Annotated in this window: 11 protein-coding genes; 6 read left to right on the forward strand and 5 right to left on the reverse strand. The window is 70.9% G+C overall.

Features of this window, described 5'->3' with window-relative positions:
• Window positions 1-28 precede the first annotated feature (28 nt).
• Window positions 29-3,109, forward strand: a complete 3,081-nt coding sequence (locus CHC08_RS17500) for an AfsR/SARP family transcriptional regulator (RefSeq protein WP_089208362.1) — start codon at window positions 29-31, stop codon at window positions 3,107-3,109.
• 52 nt (window positions 3,110-3,161) lie between these two features.
• Complete coding sequence (locus CHC08_RS17505; protein ID WP_089208363.1) at window positions 3,162-4,457, forward strand: FAD-dependent monooxygenase; 1,296 nt, start codon at window positions 3,162-3,164, stop codon at window positions 4,455-4,457.
• A gap of 627 nt (window positions 4,458-5,084) precedes the next feature.
• Here the strand turns inward: CHC08_RS17505 and CHC08_RS17510 are convergent.
• Window positions 5,085-5,699: a TetR/AcrR family transcriptional regulator gene (locus tag CHC08_RS17510; RefSeq protein WP_089208364.1), complete on the reverse strand. Its 615-nt coding sequence runs from the start codon at window positions 5,697-5,699 to the stop codon at window positions 5,085-5,087.
• A 178-nt stretch (window positions 5,700-5,877) separates the two neighbouring features.
• On the opposite strand from CHC08_RS17510, the gene CHC08_RS17515 reads away from it, so the two are divergent.
• Both CHC08_RS17515 and CHC08_RS17520 read left to right on the forward strand, forming a co-directional pair.
• A complete protein-coding gene (locus tag CHC08_RS17515; protein WP_089208365.1) occupies window positions 5,878-7,026 on the forward strand; it encodes a serine hydrolase domain-containing protein in 1,149 nt (382 codons plus the stop codon).
• A gap of 181 nt (window positions 7,027-7,207) precedes the next feature.
• Complete coding sequence (locus CHC08_RS17520; RefSeq protein WP_089208416.1) at window positions 7,208-8,293, forward strand: cellulose binding domain-containing protein; 1,086 nt, start codon at window positions 7,208-7,210, stop codon at window positions 8,291-8,293.
• Window positions 8,294-8,453: 160 nt separating this feature from the next.
• On the opposite strand, the gene CHC08_RS17525 is transcribed toward CHC08_RS17520, so the two are convergent.
• Window positions 8,454-8,999 carry a ferritin-like domain-containing protein gene (locus CHC08_RS17525; protein ID WP_089208366.1) on the reverse strand — a complete coding sequence of 182 codons (546 nt, stop codon included), beginning with the start codon at window positions 8,997-8,999 and terminating at the stop codon, window positions 8,454-8,456.
• Window positions 9,000-9,144: 145 nt separating this feature from the next.
• Here CHC08_RS17525 and CHC08_RS17530 point away from each other — a divergent pair, with 145 nt between their 5' ends.
• The gene (locus CHC08_RS17530) at window positions 9,145-10,236 is read left to right on the forward strand and encodes a YihY/virulence factor BrkB family protein (protein WP_245878382.1); all 1,092 of its coding nucleotides are present in this window, start codon (window positions 9,145-9,147) and stop codon (window positions 10,234-10,236) included.
• Between the two features lie 126 nt (window positions 10,237-10,362).
• Window positions 10,363-12,549, forward strand: coding sequence for a tetratricopeptide repeat protein (locus CHC08_RS17535; RefSeq protein WP_089208368.1), 2,187 nt, complete (start codon window positions 10,363-10,365; stop codon window positions 12,547-12,549).
• Between the two features lie 107 nt (window positions 12,550-12,656).
• Here the strand turns inward: CHC08_RS17535 and CHC08_RS17540 are convergent, their stop codons facing one another.
• The 3 genes from CHC08_RS17540 to CHC08_RS17550 all read right to left on the reverse strand — a co-directional run bounded on the left by CHC08_RS17540 (window position 12,657) and on the right by CHC08_RS17550 (window position 15,453).
• Entirely contained in the window at window positions 12,657-13,469 is an 813-nt protein-coding gene (locus tag CHC08_RS17540) for a hypothetical protein (RefSeq protein WP_089208369.1), read from the reverse strand.
• A 104-nt stretch (window positions 13,470-13,573) separates the two neighbouring features.
• Window positions 13,574-14,440, reverse strand: coding sequence for a carbohydrate ABC transporter permease (locus CHC08_RS17545; protein ID WP_089208370.1), 867 nt, complete (start codon window positions 14,438-14,440; stop codon window positions 13,574-13,576).
• Window positions 14,437-15,453, reverse strand: a complete 1,017-nt coding sequence (locus CHC08_RS17550; RefSeq protein WP_089208371.1) for a carbohydrate ABC transporter permease — start codon at window positions 15,451-15,453, stop codon at window positions 14,437-14,439. The genes CHC08_RS17545 and CHC08_RS17550 overlap by 4 nt, the downstream gene beginning before the upstream one ends.
• Window positions 15,454-15,455: the final 2 nt, after the last annotated feature.

A 15,455-nucleotide genomic window follows, 5' to 3' on the forward strand; every position in this document is an offset into this window, starting at 1 on the left:
GCCGTCGGCATGCGGGACAATCAACGCCATGCAGTTCGGCATCCTCGGGCCGTTGGACGTCCGCTCCCCTGCCGGTGAGACGATCGTCGTGGGCGGGCCCCGGCCGCGCGCCCTTCTGGTGATCCTGCTGCTGAACGCGGGCCGCGTGGTCGGCGTGGACCAGCTGATCGACAGCCAGTACGGCGACGCGCCCCCCGGCGGTGCCGTCAACGCGGTGCAGGCCCAGGTGGCCCGCCTGCGCCGCGCCCTGGGCGCGGAGCTGATCGAGTTTCACGGGACCGGATACCGGCTCGCGATCGATCCCGACGACGTCGACGTCCACCGGTTCGAGCGGCTCGCCCGCGAAGGGCGGCGGCTGGTCTCCGCGGGCCGTCCCGCCGCCGCGGCGGGGCTACTGCGGGAGGCTCTCGATCTGTGGCGGGGGTCCGCCCTGGCCGATCTGCCTTTCCGGCAGGCCCAGGTGGCCTGGCTGGAGGAGCTCCGGCTGACGGCGACGGAAGATCTCGTCGAGGCGGAACTCGCCCTTCCCGAGGGCTGTTCGGTGGCCGAGCTGCAGCGGCTGGTGGCCGCGCATCCGTTGCGGGAACGGCTCAGCGGGCAGTTGATGCGCGCCCTGCAGGCGACGGGGCGGCAGGCCGAGGCGTCGGCCGTGTTCGAGGAGGTCCGGCGGCGGCTCGCCGAAGAACTCGGCGCCGACCCCTCGCCCGAGCTCGCCGCGGTCCACCTGTCCGTCCTGCGCGCCGAGCGCCCGGCGCCGCGACAGCGGCTCGCGGCTCAGCTCACCAGCTTCGTGGGACGCGAGCGGGAGCTCGATCGGATCGACACACTGCGTGACTCCCGGCTGATCACGATCACCGGGCCCGGCGGCACCGGCAAGACCCGGCTGGCGATCGAGGCGGCCGGACGTACTCGAGGTGAGGTGTGCTTCGTCGACCTCTCCCCGCTCGACGACGGCGACCAGGTGCCCCAGGCGGTGCTCGGCGCGCTCGGGCTGCGCGAGATCTCGTTGCAGTCGTTTCAGTCACCACCCGATCTCGCGCAACGCCTGGTGTCGGCGCTCGCCGAGCAGGAGCTGCTGCTCATCCTCGACAACTGCGAGCACGTGATCGTCGCCGCGGCCACGCTGGCCCGCGGCCTGCTGAGCGCGTGTCCGAAGCTGAGCATCCTGGCCACCGGTCGCGAGCCCCTCGGCATCACCGGCGAGACGCTGGTGTCGCTGGCCCCGCTCCCCATCCCACCGCGGGGCTCTTCTCCGTCCGACGCGCTGGCCTACCCGGCCGTGCGGCTGTTCGCCGACCGGGCGGCGGCCGTACGGCAGGGATTCGAGGTACGGCAGGCCAACGTCGAGACGGTCACGCGGATCTGCTCGGCACTGGACGGGCTGCCCCTGGCCATCGAGCTGGCGGCGGCGCGGCTGCGGTCGTTCACCGTCGAGGAGATCGCCACGCGCCTGGCCGAGGACGACCGGTTCCGGCTGCTGTCGCGCGGTGACCGTACGGCGGCGGCCCGGCACAGGACCCTGCACGCGGTGGTGGAGTGGAGCTGGGACCTCCTCACGCCGGAGGAGCAGACGCTGGCCAGACGGTTCGCCGTGTTCGCGGGGAGCGCCTCCTCCGAAGCGGTCGAGGCGGTCTGCGAGGTGGAGGGAGCCGCCGGGCTGCTGGCCGATCTGGTGGACAAGTCGCTGATCGAGATGGACGGCGGCCGATACCGAATGATCAACACGATCATGCTGTTCTGCGCCGAACGGCCGGCCGAGACCGGGGAGCGCGAGCGCCTGGCCGGCGCCCACGCCCGATACTTCCTCGATCTGGCACAGCGCGCCGACCCCCACCTTCGCCGGTCCGAACAGCTCCGGTGGCTGGCCCGGCTCTCCGCCGAGCACGGCAACCTGATGGCCGCGCTGCGCTGGGCCGTACCGAACGACCGGGAGACGGCGCTGCGGCTGATCGCCGCGCTGGCGGCGTACTGGTGGCTGAGCGGGCGGCGCAGTCAGGCCGGGGAGGCGGCCGCCGAGCTTCTTGGGGCGATCGTCCGGCCCGTCCCGGGGCTGAAGGAGGAGTACGTCATGTGCGTGGCGCATGCCGTACCACGAGCGCTGCCCGAGCACTGGGCACGGGCCAAGGCGATCATGCGGTCATTGGACCGGCCGCTTCGGCACCCCTTCACCGCCGCCCTGTGGGGCATGGTCGCCGGGCCGTCGGGACCGATGGGCCCCGAGACGGAGCGGCTGCTCGGCGCCGATCCGTGGAACCTGGCTCTGGGAAGGTTGAGCCTGGCCCTGCTGGCGTTGCTCAACGGTGAGCCGACCGTGGCCGAGCGAGAGCTCCGGGAGGTGCTGGCTCGCTTCCGTTCCTTGGGAGAGCGCTGGGGGACGGCGCAGGGGCTCGACTGGCTGGCCATGATCGCGAGCTGGCGCGGGGAGTGGGCCCGCGCCCGCGAGCTGTGGGCGGAGGCGCTGGAGCTGCTCGAAGAGCTCGGCGCCCTGGAGGAGAGCGCGGACGTGCTGGGACGCCGGGCCGAGGGGCTGGTGCGTGAGGGCGATCTCGCCGCCGCTGCCGCCGACTACCGTCGCGCCGGAGAACTCGCCCGTAAGGCGGGCCTGCCGGGCACGCCCGCCCCGGTCGACCTGGGGCTGGGGGAGATCGCGCGGCTCGAGGGCGACCCCGCCGGGGCCCGCCGCCGGTTCGAGGCGGCCCTGCGTGCTTCGGAGACCGGGGCCTTCGGCGCCGAGGGGACGCGGGCGCGGGTGTTCACCGCGCTGGCCCGGCTGGCCGAGGCCGAGGGCGAGGTCGCCGAGGCCCGGCTGCGTCATCGCGAGGCACTGGCCACCGCGCGGAGGTCGCCGCTGACGGCGGACCTCGCCGACGCCGCCGAAGGCCAGGCCGGAGCCGCCCTGATGGCGGGCACGAACCTGCGGGCGTCGCTGCTGCTCGGTGTGGCGGTGGCGCTGCGCGGGACGACCGTCGCCGGTGACCGCGACGTCGCCCGGATCGCCGCGGACGCCCGGGATCTCATCGGTGCGGAGGCGTTCGCGTCGGCGTTCGCCCGGGGAGCCGCGATGCGCCGCGAGGAGGCGCTGACAGTGCTCGGCGGCGAGGACGCGTGAGTGTCAGCCGGTAGGCGGTGAACTGTCAACAACCCTCGCGAAGCTCGTGGCCATGGAGAACACCACGGTCCTCATCTCCGGCGCGAGCATCGCCGGTCCCGCACTCGCCTACTGGCTGAACCGTTACGGCCACACCGTCACCGTCGTCGAGAAGGCCCCCGGGCTCCGCGCCGGCGGCCAGGCCGTCGATTTCAAGGGCGTCACCCACCGCACCGTGCTGGATCGCATGGGAATCCTGGAGGAGGTACGCCGGCGCCAGACCGGCGGGACCGACCAGGTCATCGTCGACGCGAACGGCAGGCGGCTGACGGTCATGCCGGGTGAGTTCTCCGGCGGGGAGATCGAGATCCTCCGGGGCGACCTCGCCGCCCTGCTGTACGAGAGGACCGCGGAAGGTTGTGAGTACGTCTTCGGCGACTCCATCACCTCGCTGACCGAGACGGCCGGCGGCGTGCACGTCACCTTCGAGCACGGCGCACCGCGCACCTTCGACCTGGTGGTGGGAGCGGACGGCATCCACTCCAACGTGCGGCGGCTGGCCTTCGGCCCCGAGTCGGAGTACGTGCAATTCCTCGGGTACCACTACGCCCTGGTCGACCTCGACCTCGACCTCGACACCGGCTTCGACAGCGTGATGTACAACGAGCCGGGCAGGCTGGCGTCGTTCGGCGGCCCCAAGGCACCCGCGTTCTTCGTCTTCGCCTCCGAGAAGCTGGACTACGACCGATACGACGTCGATCAGCAGAAGCGGATCCTGGCGGACGCCTACCGGGGCGCGGGCTGGCTGATCCCCCAGCTCATGGCCGGTGTGCCGGATGCGCGCGGGCTCTATCTCGACTCGATCAGCCGGGTCAGGATCGACCGCTACGCCAGGGGCCGGGTGGTTCTGCTCGGCGACGCCGCCTACGGCAACACCCTGGGCGGCTTCGGCACCGAGCTGGCCATCGTGGGCGCGTATGTGCTGGCCGGGGAACTGGCGGCGGCCGACGGCGACCACCGGGTGGCGTTCCAGAAGTACGACGAGGCGTTCCGCGGCTATGCCAAGGTGGCCGGGCAGGGCAGCGCCGGCCCCTTCCTCGCCCCGTCGACGCGGGGGCGGATCAGGATGCGCAACTGGATGTTCAAGCGCGGGTTCCTGCTGAGGGCGATGCTGAGGGTGACCGACAGGTTCGCCACGGACATAGAGCTCAAGGACTACACGTCGCTCGTCAGGTCCTCCGACGGCGCCGAAACCCGCGACGGGGAGCCTGGAGCGTGCGCCACGGTCCGGCTCTCCGACGAGCGAGCCGTGGCGCGAACGGCGACTCCTCCGCAGCCGAAGACGGATCCCGTCCCCAACGGCGACTGACCGTCGAGGCGGTTCCCGGGCACGCCCCACGAGTCGATCACCGCGCAGTGGGCGGCGTCGGCGGAGTTTCTGAGGGCTTCCCTGCGCCGCCGGTACTCGTCATCGTCGATCTTGCCGTTGGCGAACTTCTTGAAGAGCAGGTTCTCCTCGGACGACCGGCGGACGCCGTGTGGTCCGTTCGGATACGAGTGACGGAGCAACGCGCCGACACCACCGAACATCAGCACCGTGAACAGGACGTCGAAGGCCACGAACAGCGCCTTCAAATCGTTGATGTCGTAGGTGTGTACATACATCAGCGTGATTCCTCTCGTGGTGTCCATGGGGCGGAGTGGTCGGTGATCGGCGAGCTTCGGGGGTGGACGGCGGTGGTGAGTGATCGACGGGCTTCGAGGTGGACTGTGGTCGGTGATCGGCGGGCTTGCGATGCTTGACGATGCTTGACGGTGGTGGCCGTGGATCCATCGTCGGCTACGCGAGCCCTTTCAACCAGGACAGGTTTCACCGTGGGTAACCCGTTCCTGGGTGTGTGACGCCCACCCTCCCCACTCGATCACGTCACGCCCGGCCGGGCGGCTCACCGGGCCCGTAGTCCGCGGACCGTCGAGATCGACGTCCGGAAGGACGTCAGATCCCCTCTTCCTCCGCCGCGTGACGCGACGGCTCCGAGGGCCACTGCTCCAGCAGGAGGTGGAGGGCGTCGAGGGCCCGTTCCCAGGACGTCTGCACGTCGCGGGAGTGGCTGAATCCGCCGTTGGCCTCGAGGGTGATGTAGCCGTGGAAGGCGCTGCGCAGCAGGCGGCCCGCGTCGGTCAGGTCCGGCTCGGTCAGCCGGTACGCGCGCAGCATCGCGTGGGTGAGCTCGACGTTGCGGGCGTAGGCGGTGGACTTCTTGGCGAGGGCGGCGAGGGCAGCGGGTTCCAGCTGGATCTGGGTCGCCGCGTAACGGCCGGGGTGGGCCAGCGCGTACTCCCGGTACGCGTTGGCGAACGCGATCATGGCGTCCTTCCCGGCCCTGCCCGCGACCGCCGCGGCGATGTGGTCGGCGAGCTCGCCTGCGGACAGCAGTGCGACGCGTTCCCGCAGGTCCTGAAGGTTTCGGACGTGCGAGTAGAGGCTCGCGTCCTTGACCCCGAAGCTCCGCGCCAGCGCGGACACCGTGATGTTCTCGAACCCGACGGCGTCCGCCAGCTCCGCGGCCGCCTCCGTCACCCGCTCCGCCGTCAGTCCCGCACGAGCCATCCGCCATCTCCATTTTTCCTAGGACCCCTAGGCATTTGCTTAATATGCCTAGGAACTGTAGCGTTCCGCACCGTGAGAGCAGTGAGTGAGCAGGAGCTCTCCGGGTCCCCATACGTGTGCGCGTAGGAGAGCCCTGCCCGAAACCGCCGGCAACCCGAGATGAGAAAGAAGAGACACCGTGGAAAACACCGGATGGGCCGACGAACGGTTCGGAGCGGTCGCGGACGCATTCTCCCGTAACTTCGCCGAGTACGGTGAACTCGGCGCGGCCGTCACCGTGTTCGTCGGCGGACGCAAGGTCGTGGACCTGTGGGGCGGGGTCGCGGACGAGCGCAGTGGCCGGCCGTGGGACGAGGACACGGTCGTCCCGGTCTTCTCCTGCGCCAAGGGCATCGTCAGCATCTGCGCCCACCTCCTCGCGCAGGAGGGACGGCTGGATCTCGACGCTCCGGTAAGCCGGTACTGGCCGGAGTTCGCGCGGGGCGGCAAGGAGACGATCACTCCGCGCATGGTGCTCGGGCACCGCGCCGGGCTCCCCGTCCTGGATCGCGTCCTCAGCTTCGAGGAGATCGTCGAGTGGACCCCGGTGGTCCGCGCGATCGAGGAGCAGGAGCCGCTGTGGGAGCCGGGCCGCGATCACGAATACCACGGGCATGTCTTCGGCTTCCTCATCGGCGAGGTGATCCGGCGGATCACCGGGCTCACCCCGGGCCCGTACTTCCGTAAGGCCATCGGTGACGAGCTCGGATCGAGGACCTGGATCGGCCTGCCGCGGGACGAGGCCGTACACCTGGCCCGGCTCGTCGAGGCCGGAGGGCGGCCCGCGATGCCCGACCCCGAATCGCTGATCATGCGCATGGTGACGATGAACGGCGCGCTCGCCTTCCCCGGCCTGGAGGAGCCTCACGGCTGGAACGACCCCGCGCTGCTCGGCGCCGAGCTTCCCGGGGCGGGCGCGGTCTCCTCGGCGAGCGGCCTGGCCGGGTTGTACGCCGCGGCCGTGACCGGGGTCAACGGCTCGGCGCGGCTGCTCACCCCGGACACCGTCACCGACGCGGTGCGGGAGCTGTCGTCCGGGGTCTCGTGGTCGGGGTTCCCGGACCTGGGCGCCCGGTGGGGTTCGGGTTTCCTGCTCGACGCGCCCCGGTTCCGGCCCATGCTCGGCCGGCGCAGCTTCGGCAACGACGGCGCGGGCGGCCAGTTCGCCTTCGGGGACGATGAGTTCGGGGTGGGCTTCGGATATGTCGCCAACCGGATGATCGGCCATGGCGACGCGCGGGCCGGCCGGCTCGTCGCGGCGGTACGGGAGTGCCTGACCGGCGGATGAGCCGCACGCCGGCTCGTGGCACACGCGGGAAGGCCGGAACCTCGTCCGGTAACTGAAAGTTACACTCCCGCCGTCACCATCACCGCAGGTCGGCCTCCCCGCGACGGGCCGACGGCTTCCCGCCCCGAGGAAGGGCTGCCTAGCATCGAGCCGACTACGGCAGGAGCGGACGATGCGGCGCATGACGCACGGAAGCACATCGGTTCTGACGGTCCTGGTGGCGATGGCCGCGACCCTCGGATTCCTTCTAGCGGGTACGGCGGTGCCGGCACAGGCCGCGGCCACCCGGATCATGGCGCTCGGAGACTCCATCACCGGTTCGCCCGGATGCTGGCGGGCCCTCCTCTGGAGCCGGCTCGCGAACACCGGCCAAACCAACGTCGACTTCGTCGGGACGCTCCCACCCCAGGGCTGCGGCATCGCCTACGACGGGGAGAACGAGGGTCACGGCGGGGCGCTGGTCACCAGTGTCGCCGACCAGAACCAGCTTCCCGGCTGGCTCTCGGCGACCCGGCCCGACATCGTGCTGATGCATTTCGGCACCAACGACGTCTGGAGCAACCGTCCGACCGCGACCATCCTGGCCGCCTACGGCAAGCTGGTGGACCAGATGCGGACGAGCAACCCCGACACGAAGATCCTGGTCGCCAAGATAATCCCCATGAATCCCTCCACCTGTGCCGAGTGCGGGCAGCGGACCTCCGCGCTCAACGCGGCGATCCCGGGCTGGGCGGCGACCAAGACCACGGCACGATCGCCCGTCGTGGTGGTCGACCAGTGGACGGGCTTCAGCACCGCGACCGACACCTACGACGGGGTGCACCCCAACGCGTCGGGCGACCAGAAGATGGCCGACCGCTGGTTCCCCGCACTGACCGCCCTGCTCGACGGCGGCCCGACCGTCCCGCCCGTCACGCCCACCCCCACTCCGCCCGTCACGCCCACCCCGACTCCGACCGTCCCGCCCCCGGCGGGCGGCTGCACGGCCGTCTACAAGACCACCAACCAGTGGTCGGGCGGCTTCCAGGGCGAGGTGACCGTCAAGAACGCGGGCGCCGCGATCACCGGCTGGACGACGAGCTGGACCTTCACCGGCCGGCAGATCAGCCAGGCGTGGAATGCGACGCTCACCCAGACGGGAGCGGCCGTGACCGCGCGGAACGCCGCGTGGAACGGCTCCCTGGCCTCCGGGGCGACCGCCACCTTCGGCTTCATCTCCTCCGGGACCGGCTCCCCCGACCCGCAGGTGTCCTGCACGACCGGCTAGGGAGCCGCCACCGTCCGCGGTTCTCTCACCGGCTCACCGACTGTTCGACCGGCCGCCCGTGCGGTTCGCCCCGCCGTACGGGCGGCCGGTCGGTGGGCTCAGTGGCTGAGCCCACCAGGGAGTATTTCCAGCCGTCGTACGGGCGGCCCGATCGGTGGACTCAGCCGCCGAGCGCCCCGGGAAGTCTCTCCAGCAGGGACTTGAGGTCGTCGGCGTGCTCCTCCTCCTGGGCGAGCAGGTCCTCGAAGATGCGCCTGGTCGTCACGTCGTCGTCACCGAGCCATTTCACGATCTCGGTGTAGGAGGCGATGGCGATCCTCTCGGCGATCAGATCCTCCTTGACCATCTCGATCAGGTCGAGGTTGTCGTCGTACTGCGCGTGCGAGCGGGCGGTCAGGGTGTCTGGGTTGAAGTCCGGCTCGCCGCCGAGCTGCACGATGCGCTGGGCGATCCGGTCGGCGTGCTCCTGCTCCTCGGCCGCGTGCTCCAGGAACTCCGCCGCCACCGCCCCGGCGTGGATCCCGGAGGCGGTGTAGTAGTGACGCTTGTACCGGAGCACGCAGACCAGCTCGGTGGCCAGCGCCTCGTTGCACACCTGGATCACCCGGGGGAGATCTCCGCCGTAGGCGGACGTGATCGGCCCCTTCTCGATCTCCTCCCGAGCTCGTGCCCGGATCTCCTTGATATCTGTCAGGAATTCAGCCATGCCCCTCCCCCTACCCCGAATTTCGGACACATCAAGTGTTCTTCAACACAGGGTGAGAAGGGATTTCCCTTGTTCGCGGTGTCGCTTTTCGGGTAGTCAGGTCCCTGATATGGGCACAGCGACGAAAGTTCCGCAGACACGGGGCATGAACGGTGATGAGCTCTCGGCAGACCATGCGTGGGACACCCTGCGCGAGTACGGCCGCTGGCATCTCGTCCGTGACTCCTTCGCACGATTCAGGTACGGCGACGGCCTGACCAACTCACGAGCGCTGGCCTTCCAGATCTGCTTGTCGATCATCCCCGGCGCCATCGCGCTGGTCGGGCTGAGCTCGATGCTCAACCAGCGGGAGCTCGGCCGGGTGCTGGAGCTGACCCTGAGCCGGATCGCACCAGGCGCGGGGGTCGAGGCGGTCAGGGACGTGCTCGCCGACAGCCACCGGCAGGCGGGCCACGCCGGGGGCGCCGTCGCCCTGTGGCTCGGCCTGATCACCGCTCTGGTCTCGCTGACCAGCTCCATGGCCCAGGTGGAACGCGGGGCGAACCGCATCTACGGTGTCGAGCGCGATCGCCCGTTCCATCGCAAATACGGCAGGGCCCTGCTGATGGCGGTGACCGCGGGCGCCTTCATGACCGTCGGTTTTGTCGTGATGGTCGGCGGCGGAGCGATCGGGCGAGCCCTTGCCCAGGTCTACGGGTGGGGTGACGGAGCCATGGGGGCGTACCACCTGGTGCGCTGGCCGCTCGGCTTCCTCCTCGCGCTGCTGTCCGCCTCGGTGCTGTTCCGCGCCGCGCCCCGGCGAAGACAGCCGGGCCATACCTGGCTGGCGTTCGGGGCCCTGGTCTCCCTCGCCCTGTGGACGGTCTTCACCCTGCTGCTGGCCTTCTACATCGAGAGCAGCGGCACCTTCGGCGCCACCTACGGCCCGCTCACCGCCGTCGTGGCGCTGCTGCTGTGGTCGTTTCTGAGCTCGATGGCGCTCTTCCTCGGCCTGGCCTTCGCCGCGCAGTTGGAGGCGCGCCGCGCCGGGGGCACCGGACCGGTCCTGCCGGATCCCGGCCCCACCGCCGAGGAGGAACGGGAACCGTTGGTGGGAGCCGCGGGCAGCGCGGTCATCGCGGGCGTGCGGAAGCTGACGGCGACGGCCTCGGGCACCAAGGTCGTCTCGGCCGTACGGAAACTGCCGGGATTCCGGCCCCGCCGCGCGGGCTCGAAGAACAGGCCGCCTGCCGCCTGACGGCGGGGCGGCTCGTGACGCCGCCTCGCCGGGAACCTCCGCGAAAGCGTGAGCCGGACATCCCTTGCGATAGCCAACTCGTCCCCCTAGGCTGCGCAAAACCATAGTGAAATATATTCATATGCCGTGAATCAGAGGGGTGAAGAGGTGTCGGCGCAGGAACGCAGGCTCGCCGCCATCGCGGCGGCTTCGGCCGACGCCTTCCGCCACGGGGGCTATCACCAGGTGAGAGCAGAGGACGTCGCGGAGCGCGTACGGCTGCCACGGGGCGGTGAACGCGACAGGGGACGCAGCGCCGTCTGGCTGTACAACGAGGTCAGGAGCCGGCGCGTGCTCGTGGCCCTGGCGGTCAAGCACGCCTTCGACGAGTTCACCGCCTGCGACGCCGACAGCGTCGACGCCACCGGCGGAACCGGTGCCGCCGGCGGAACCGGTGCCGCCGACGGCGACGCGGCCGGAGGCGAGCCGCCGCACTCCCTGCTCGACGCCCAGAACCTGGTCACCGCGGCGCTGCGCAGGGTGGCCCGCTTCCACCAGGTGGAGCGCTTCATGCTCAGCCAGGTGCGCCTGGGGATCGGGGACATCTCGACGTCGGAGAAACGCCTGTCCGCGGGACAGAGCCAGCCGGTGTGGGAGACGACGGAGGTCTACGGCGCCACGGCCGCCGCCGGGTGGGACGGCCGCGTCACCGCGTACGCGCGGTACCTGGCTCCCCGGCTGGAACGCGCCGCGCTCACGGTCGGCGTTCCCCCCGGCGGCTGGGCCGAGGCGAGCGCCGAGCGCCTGTCGGAGCTGGCCTTCCGCTCGATGGTCGACGACCCCGAAGGCCCGGCCGACCATCAGGCGGCGGCGCTCGAAGCACACTGGTTCGCCCGCGACCTCGTCCCGCTCGCCGGAGAATGGGCCGGACGGCTGCGCACGGCCGAGCAGGCCGCCGAGCTCGCCCGGCGGATCGGCGCCGACGGCCGTGCTCGGACGCGCGCCCTCGACGTGGTCCTCCAGGTCCTGCTGGACAGCCCCCTGCTCGCGCGGGCGGCGGAGGTCGGCGGGGAGCTCGCGGGCCTGCTGGCCGACGATCCCTCCGAGCTGCGGGCCCTGTGCGACGTGACCGGCAGGCAGGGCCTCGCGTGGCTGCGCCTGGGTGACCTACCGGCCGCGAGAGCCTGCTTCGAGCACTCCCTGCGGGTCGCGGGCGAGCTTCCCGTGCCCGCCGACGCGAAGTCCTGCGGCTCGCGGGCCGAGCACAATCTGGCCGAGGTACTGGTGGAGACCGGCCGTCCGAGCGAGGGGTTGCGCAAGCTCGAAGACCTGTACGACGAGCAGGCCGGGGACCTCCCCGCGACGGGGACCGCCCCGGCCTGGCGGCGCCTCACCCTCATCCGGCAGGCGATGGCCAGGGCCGCCTCCAGGGCGGGGCGGACGGTCACCGGCGTGGCCCTCGCCGAGGCGGCGCTGGCCGATCGGGAAGAACGTCTCGGCCGGGACAACGTCAACACGGCCTCGGCCAGGGTGACGTTCGCCGAGGCCCTGCTCGCCGCGGGCCACCCGGCGCAGGCGCGGCACCACCTGACCGAGGCGCTCCGGCTCCGCGCGCAGCAGCTGACGCCCGAGGGTTACTGGCCCCAGTACGACACCGTGCGCCTGGCGGAGATCGAGCTGGCGGCGGGGTTCCCCGCGCAGGCCGTACGGCTGCTCACCGATGTCGCCGTCACCGGCGAGTGGTTCGCGCGGCGGGTCTCCCCGCGGCTCCACGCCGAGGCGTCACTGGTCCGCTGCCTGGCGCTCACCGCGTCGGGAGAGCCGGCCCAGGCACTCGCCGGCCTTCGGGCGCTGCCCCCCGACCGGGCGGTACGACGCGCCCAGGCCGCCGCCCAGCTGGCCCTCGGCGACGCGACCGCCGCCGCGCGGACGCTCGCGGCCCTCGCGAAGGCCGAACGCGACCACGGCGACGACTTCCCCGGCCAGGCGGAGAGGTTGCTCCTGACCGCCAGGGCCGCGCACGCGCTGGGGCGCGACGGCGAGGCGGAGGCGGCGAGCGCCGCGCTCCTGTCGATGGGCGGGGAGTCCTTGGACGCCTGCCATCCCGTCGTCCTGGCGGGACGGCTGGACCTCGCGCTCCTGCGGGTGGGCGCGGGCCGGGTGGAAGAGGTCTCCTCGCTGCTCGCGCCGCTGCTCGACCGTCGCCCGCTGGCTCACGGCCGCGCGCCCCTGGGCGACGGGTATCCCCTCCTGGCCGCGGCGAGATCCGTGGCGATCCGCGCGGGAGGGTCTCCCTCGATCACGCCGGAGGATCGCCTCTGGGAGAACGGCTGAGCGTGCTGAAGGACTGTCTTCGAGAAGACGGCTGAGCATGCCCGTCACCACCCGGGGTTCCTGGTCGTCAACGCGTCCAGGAGCAGGTCAGCGGGGCAGAAAGACGGTCATTGGGATTCTCCCGACGGGTGGAGCGGATCCTCTGGAACGGTCCAAATGACCGCCTCGGCGGAGTGTGCCCGCAGGATGGCGAACCCGTGCTCGCCGAGCACCCGGCGGGTCCACTCGACGGTCTCGTCGAGGTCGCCGGCACCGCCGTCGTCGACCTCCATCCCCTGGAGAAGCCTTCCCAGGGTGAGCGCGGTCTCCTGCGTGGCCGGATCCCCCTCGGGGAGATGCGGAAGTGCCCGCGCGAGCAGGTTCGCGGCGTCACGACGGTCGGTGCCGGCGGTGTTCCGGCGGCCGGCACGCAGGGCCAGCGCCGTGCCGAGCCGGTAGCGCAGATACAGGGCGGCCCGCTCGTCGTCGTCGCACCCGTCGAGGGCGGCCCGCAGCCGGTCGATCGCGAGATCCAGGTCGTAGGGCACTCCGCGGTCCGCGTGCCGGCTCAGCAGCAGTTCGCCGAGGGCCGCGTGATCGGCCGCGCTGAACCAGGCGTTCTCCGAACGGAGGTCGTCGGCCTCGGAGAGCATGGTGATGGCGACGTCCCGGTCGGCGGGATCGCCGAAGGCCTCCCAGCGCACCTCGTGCGCCCGGCCCACCAGGGAGAAGGACCACTGGCCGCAGTCATGGGCGAGGAGCCAGCCCGCGTGGTCGGCCGCCTCGTCGAGATCCGCCCGGCTCGCACCACCGGGGACGTCTTCGCTCGTGCACCGCCGCAGGATCGCGTCAACGAGGTCCCGGCGCCATTCGGGCTCACGGTCGGTGCCGGTCATCTCCGCCCGCTGGGCACGCAGCCATGCGATCTCATCCCCTGCCATGCCGGCTCTCCCCTCGCGGACTGTACGAAACTATATATAAATAATCCCCTCTAACTTGTGGCAAATAAAGAACTACCCCCGAGGGAGGCCGGGCAGGAGGCGGGTCAGCCCTTTGTCGCCCCGGCCGTAAGGCCGCCGATGAGGTGCCTCTCGGCGATCGAGTAGAACCCGAGGGCGGGCAGCATCGCGAGGACGACGTAGGCCAGGACGCGAGCCGTGTCGGTGGAGTACTGGCCTTGGAACTGCCGGAGCCCGACCGGGATGGTCCACCAGTTGGGGTCGTTGAAGACGACCAGCGGCAGCATGAAGTTGTTCCAGCTGGCCACGATCGCGAGCACGGACACCGTGGCGAGCGCCGGCCGGGCCATCGGCAGGAGGATCCGCCAGAAGAACCCGTAGGCGGTGCACCCGTCGAGCGTCGCCGCCTCCTCGATCTCCCTCGGGATGTTCCTGAAGAAGGTGCGCAGAACAATGATCGTCACCGGCAGGCCGAAGGCGGCCTGGGGCAGGATCACGCCGAGGGGGTTGTCCAGCAGGCCGAAGGTCCGCAGCAGGATGAACAGGGGCAGGATCGCCACCGCGAAGGGGAACATCAGCCCGACGGAGAAGAGCGTGAAGATCAGCTCCCTTCCCCTGAAGGCGAACCGGGCGAAGACGAACGCCGCCAGCGCCGAGACGCCGACGACGAGGAGCGTCGTGGCCACCCCGATGAGCGCGCTGTTGCCGAGCGGACGCCAGAAGGACGCGGAGACCAGGAGGTCGGCGTAGTTCGAGAAGACCCACGGTGAGGGCAGCCCGAAGGGGCTGGTCGCCAGCTGGGCGTTGTCCTTGAAGCCGCCGAGCACTCCGTAGACTATCGGCACGACGATGAACGCCCCGAGCACGATGACGGTCGCGTGCAGGAGGAGGGTCCGGAGCCGCGCGCCCGGCCGCCGGCCGGGCGCCGTCGCGCGAGCGCTCCGCCCGGTCATCGCTGGTCTCGCATAACGGTGATCGCTCCTTCGGTGTCACGGCGCAGGACGTATCGCTGGTAGCCCAGTGCGAAGACGAGGCTGATGAGGAACATCGCCACGCTGATCGCGTTGGCGTAGCCGACCTGGTAGCGCTTGAAACCCTGCTGGAACATCGTCACGGCCATGGTCTCGGAGCCGTGGATGGGTCCTCCCTCGGTGAGCACCCACACCAGGTCGAACAGCTGGACCGCGCCGATGACGGCCAGGAAGACGCTGATGCGGATCGTCGGCCCGAGCAGCGGCAGGGTGATGTACCAGAACGCCTTCCAGCCGCCGGCCCCGTCGATCTCGGCCGCCTCGGTCAGCTCCCTGGGGATGCCCTGCCGCCCCGCCAGGTAAAGGATCATGTGGAAGCCGAAGTACTTCCAGGTCATGACGAGGAACAGCGAGTACAGGACCATCGACGGGTCCGCGAGCCAGGTCGTCGCCAGATTGCCCAGCCCGACCAGGTCCAGGACCTGGTTCGCCAGTCCCCGGGTGGGCGAGAAGACCATCGTGAACAGGACGCCGGTGATGACCTCGGAGAGGACGTAGGGCACGAAGAACACGACCCGGTACAGCGCCCGGCCGCGCATGCGCTGGTTGAGCAGCATCGCGATGGCGAGGGCCAGCGGCAGCTGGATCACCAGGGAGAGGCCGATCAGGATCAGGCCGCGCTGCAGGTCGCCGAGGAAGATCTTGTCCTCGAACAGCCGGACGAAGTTGTCCAGCCCCAGGAAGTTGGTCGGCGGGCCGCCCAGGCCGTTCCACTTGAACAGGCTGGTGTAGATCGCGATGGCGATCGGCACGAGGACCAGTAGGAAGAACAGCACCATCGCCGGGAGCAGGAACAGTGTGATCGTCACCCAGCCGCGACGCCGGCGCCGATCGGGCGTGCCCTCCTCCTTCGTGGCCGCGCGGGACGCCGCCGCGTCTTTCGGCCGCTCATCGGCCGGGACGGAAAGCTCGGACACGCCCTTCGGTGCACTCATCG

The organism is Streptosporangium subroseum (assembly GCF_900188345.1).
GTDB classification, from domain to species: domain Bacteria; phylum Actinomycetota; class Actinomycetes; order Streptosporangiales; family Streptosporangiaceae; genus Streptosporangium; species Streptosporangium subroseum.

Excerpts from the sequence above, each read along its gene's own strand:
- CHC08_RS17510 (WP_089208364.1), bottom strand. The coding sequence starts at position 5,699 with ATGGCTCGTGCGGGACTGACGGCGGAGCGGGTGACGGAGGCGGCCGCG.
- CHC08_RS17545 (WP_089208370.1), bottom strand. The coding sequence starts at position 14,440 with ATGACCGGGCGGAGCGCTCGCGCGACGGCGCCCGGCCGGCGGCCGGGC.
- CHC08_RS17530 (WP_245878382.1), top strand. The coding sequence starts at position 9,145 with ATGAACGGTGATGAGCTCTCGGCAGACCATGCGTGGGACACCCTGCGC.
- CHC08_RS17520 (WP_089208416.1), top strand. The coding sequence starts at position 7,208 with ATGACGCACGGAAGCACATCGGTTCTGACGGTCCTGGTGGCGATGGCC.
- CHC08_RS17500 (WP_089208362.1), top strand. The coding sequence starts at position 29 with ATGCAGTTCGGCATCCTCGGGCCGTTGGACGTCCGCTCCCCTGCCGGT.
- CHC08_RS17505 (WP_089208363.1), top strand. The coding sequence starts at position 3,162 with ATGGAGAACACCACGGTCCTCATCTCCGGCGCGAGCATCGCCGGTCCC.
- CHC08_RS17525 (WP_089208366.1), bottom strand. The coding sequence starts at position 8,999 with ATGGCTGAATTCCTGACAGATATCAAGGAGATCCGGGCACGAGCTCGG.
- CHC08_RS17540 (WP_089208369.1), bottom strand. The coding sequence starts at position 13,469 with ATGGCAGGGGATGAGATCGCATGGCTGCGTGCCCAGCGGGCGGAGATG.
- CHC08_RS17550 (WP_089208371.1), bottom strand. The coding sequence starts at position 15,453 with ATGAGTGCACCGAAGGGCGTGTCCGAGCTTTCCGTCCCGGCCGATGAG.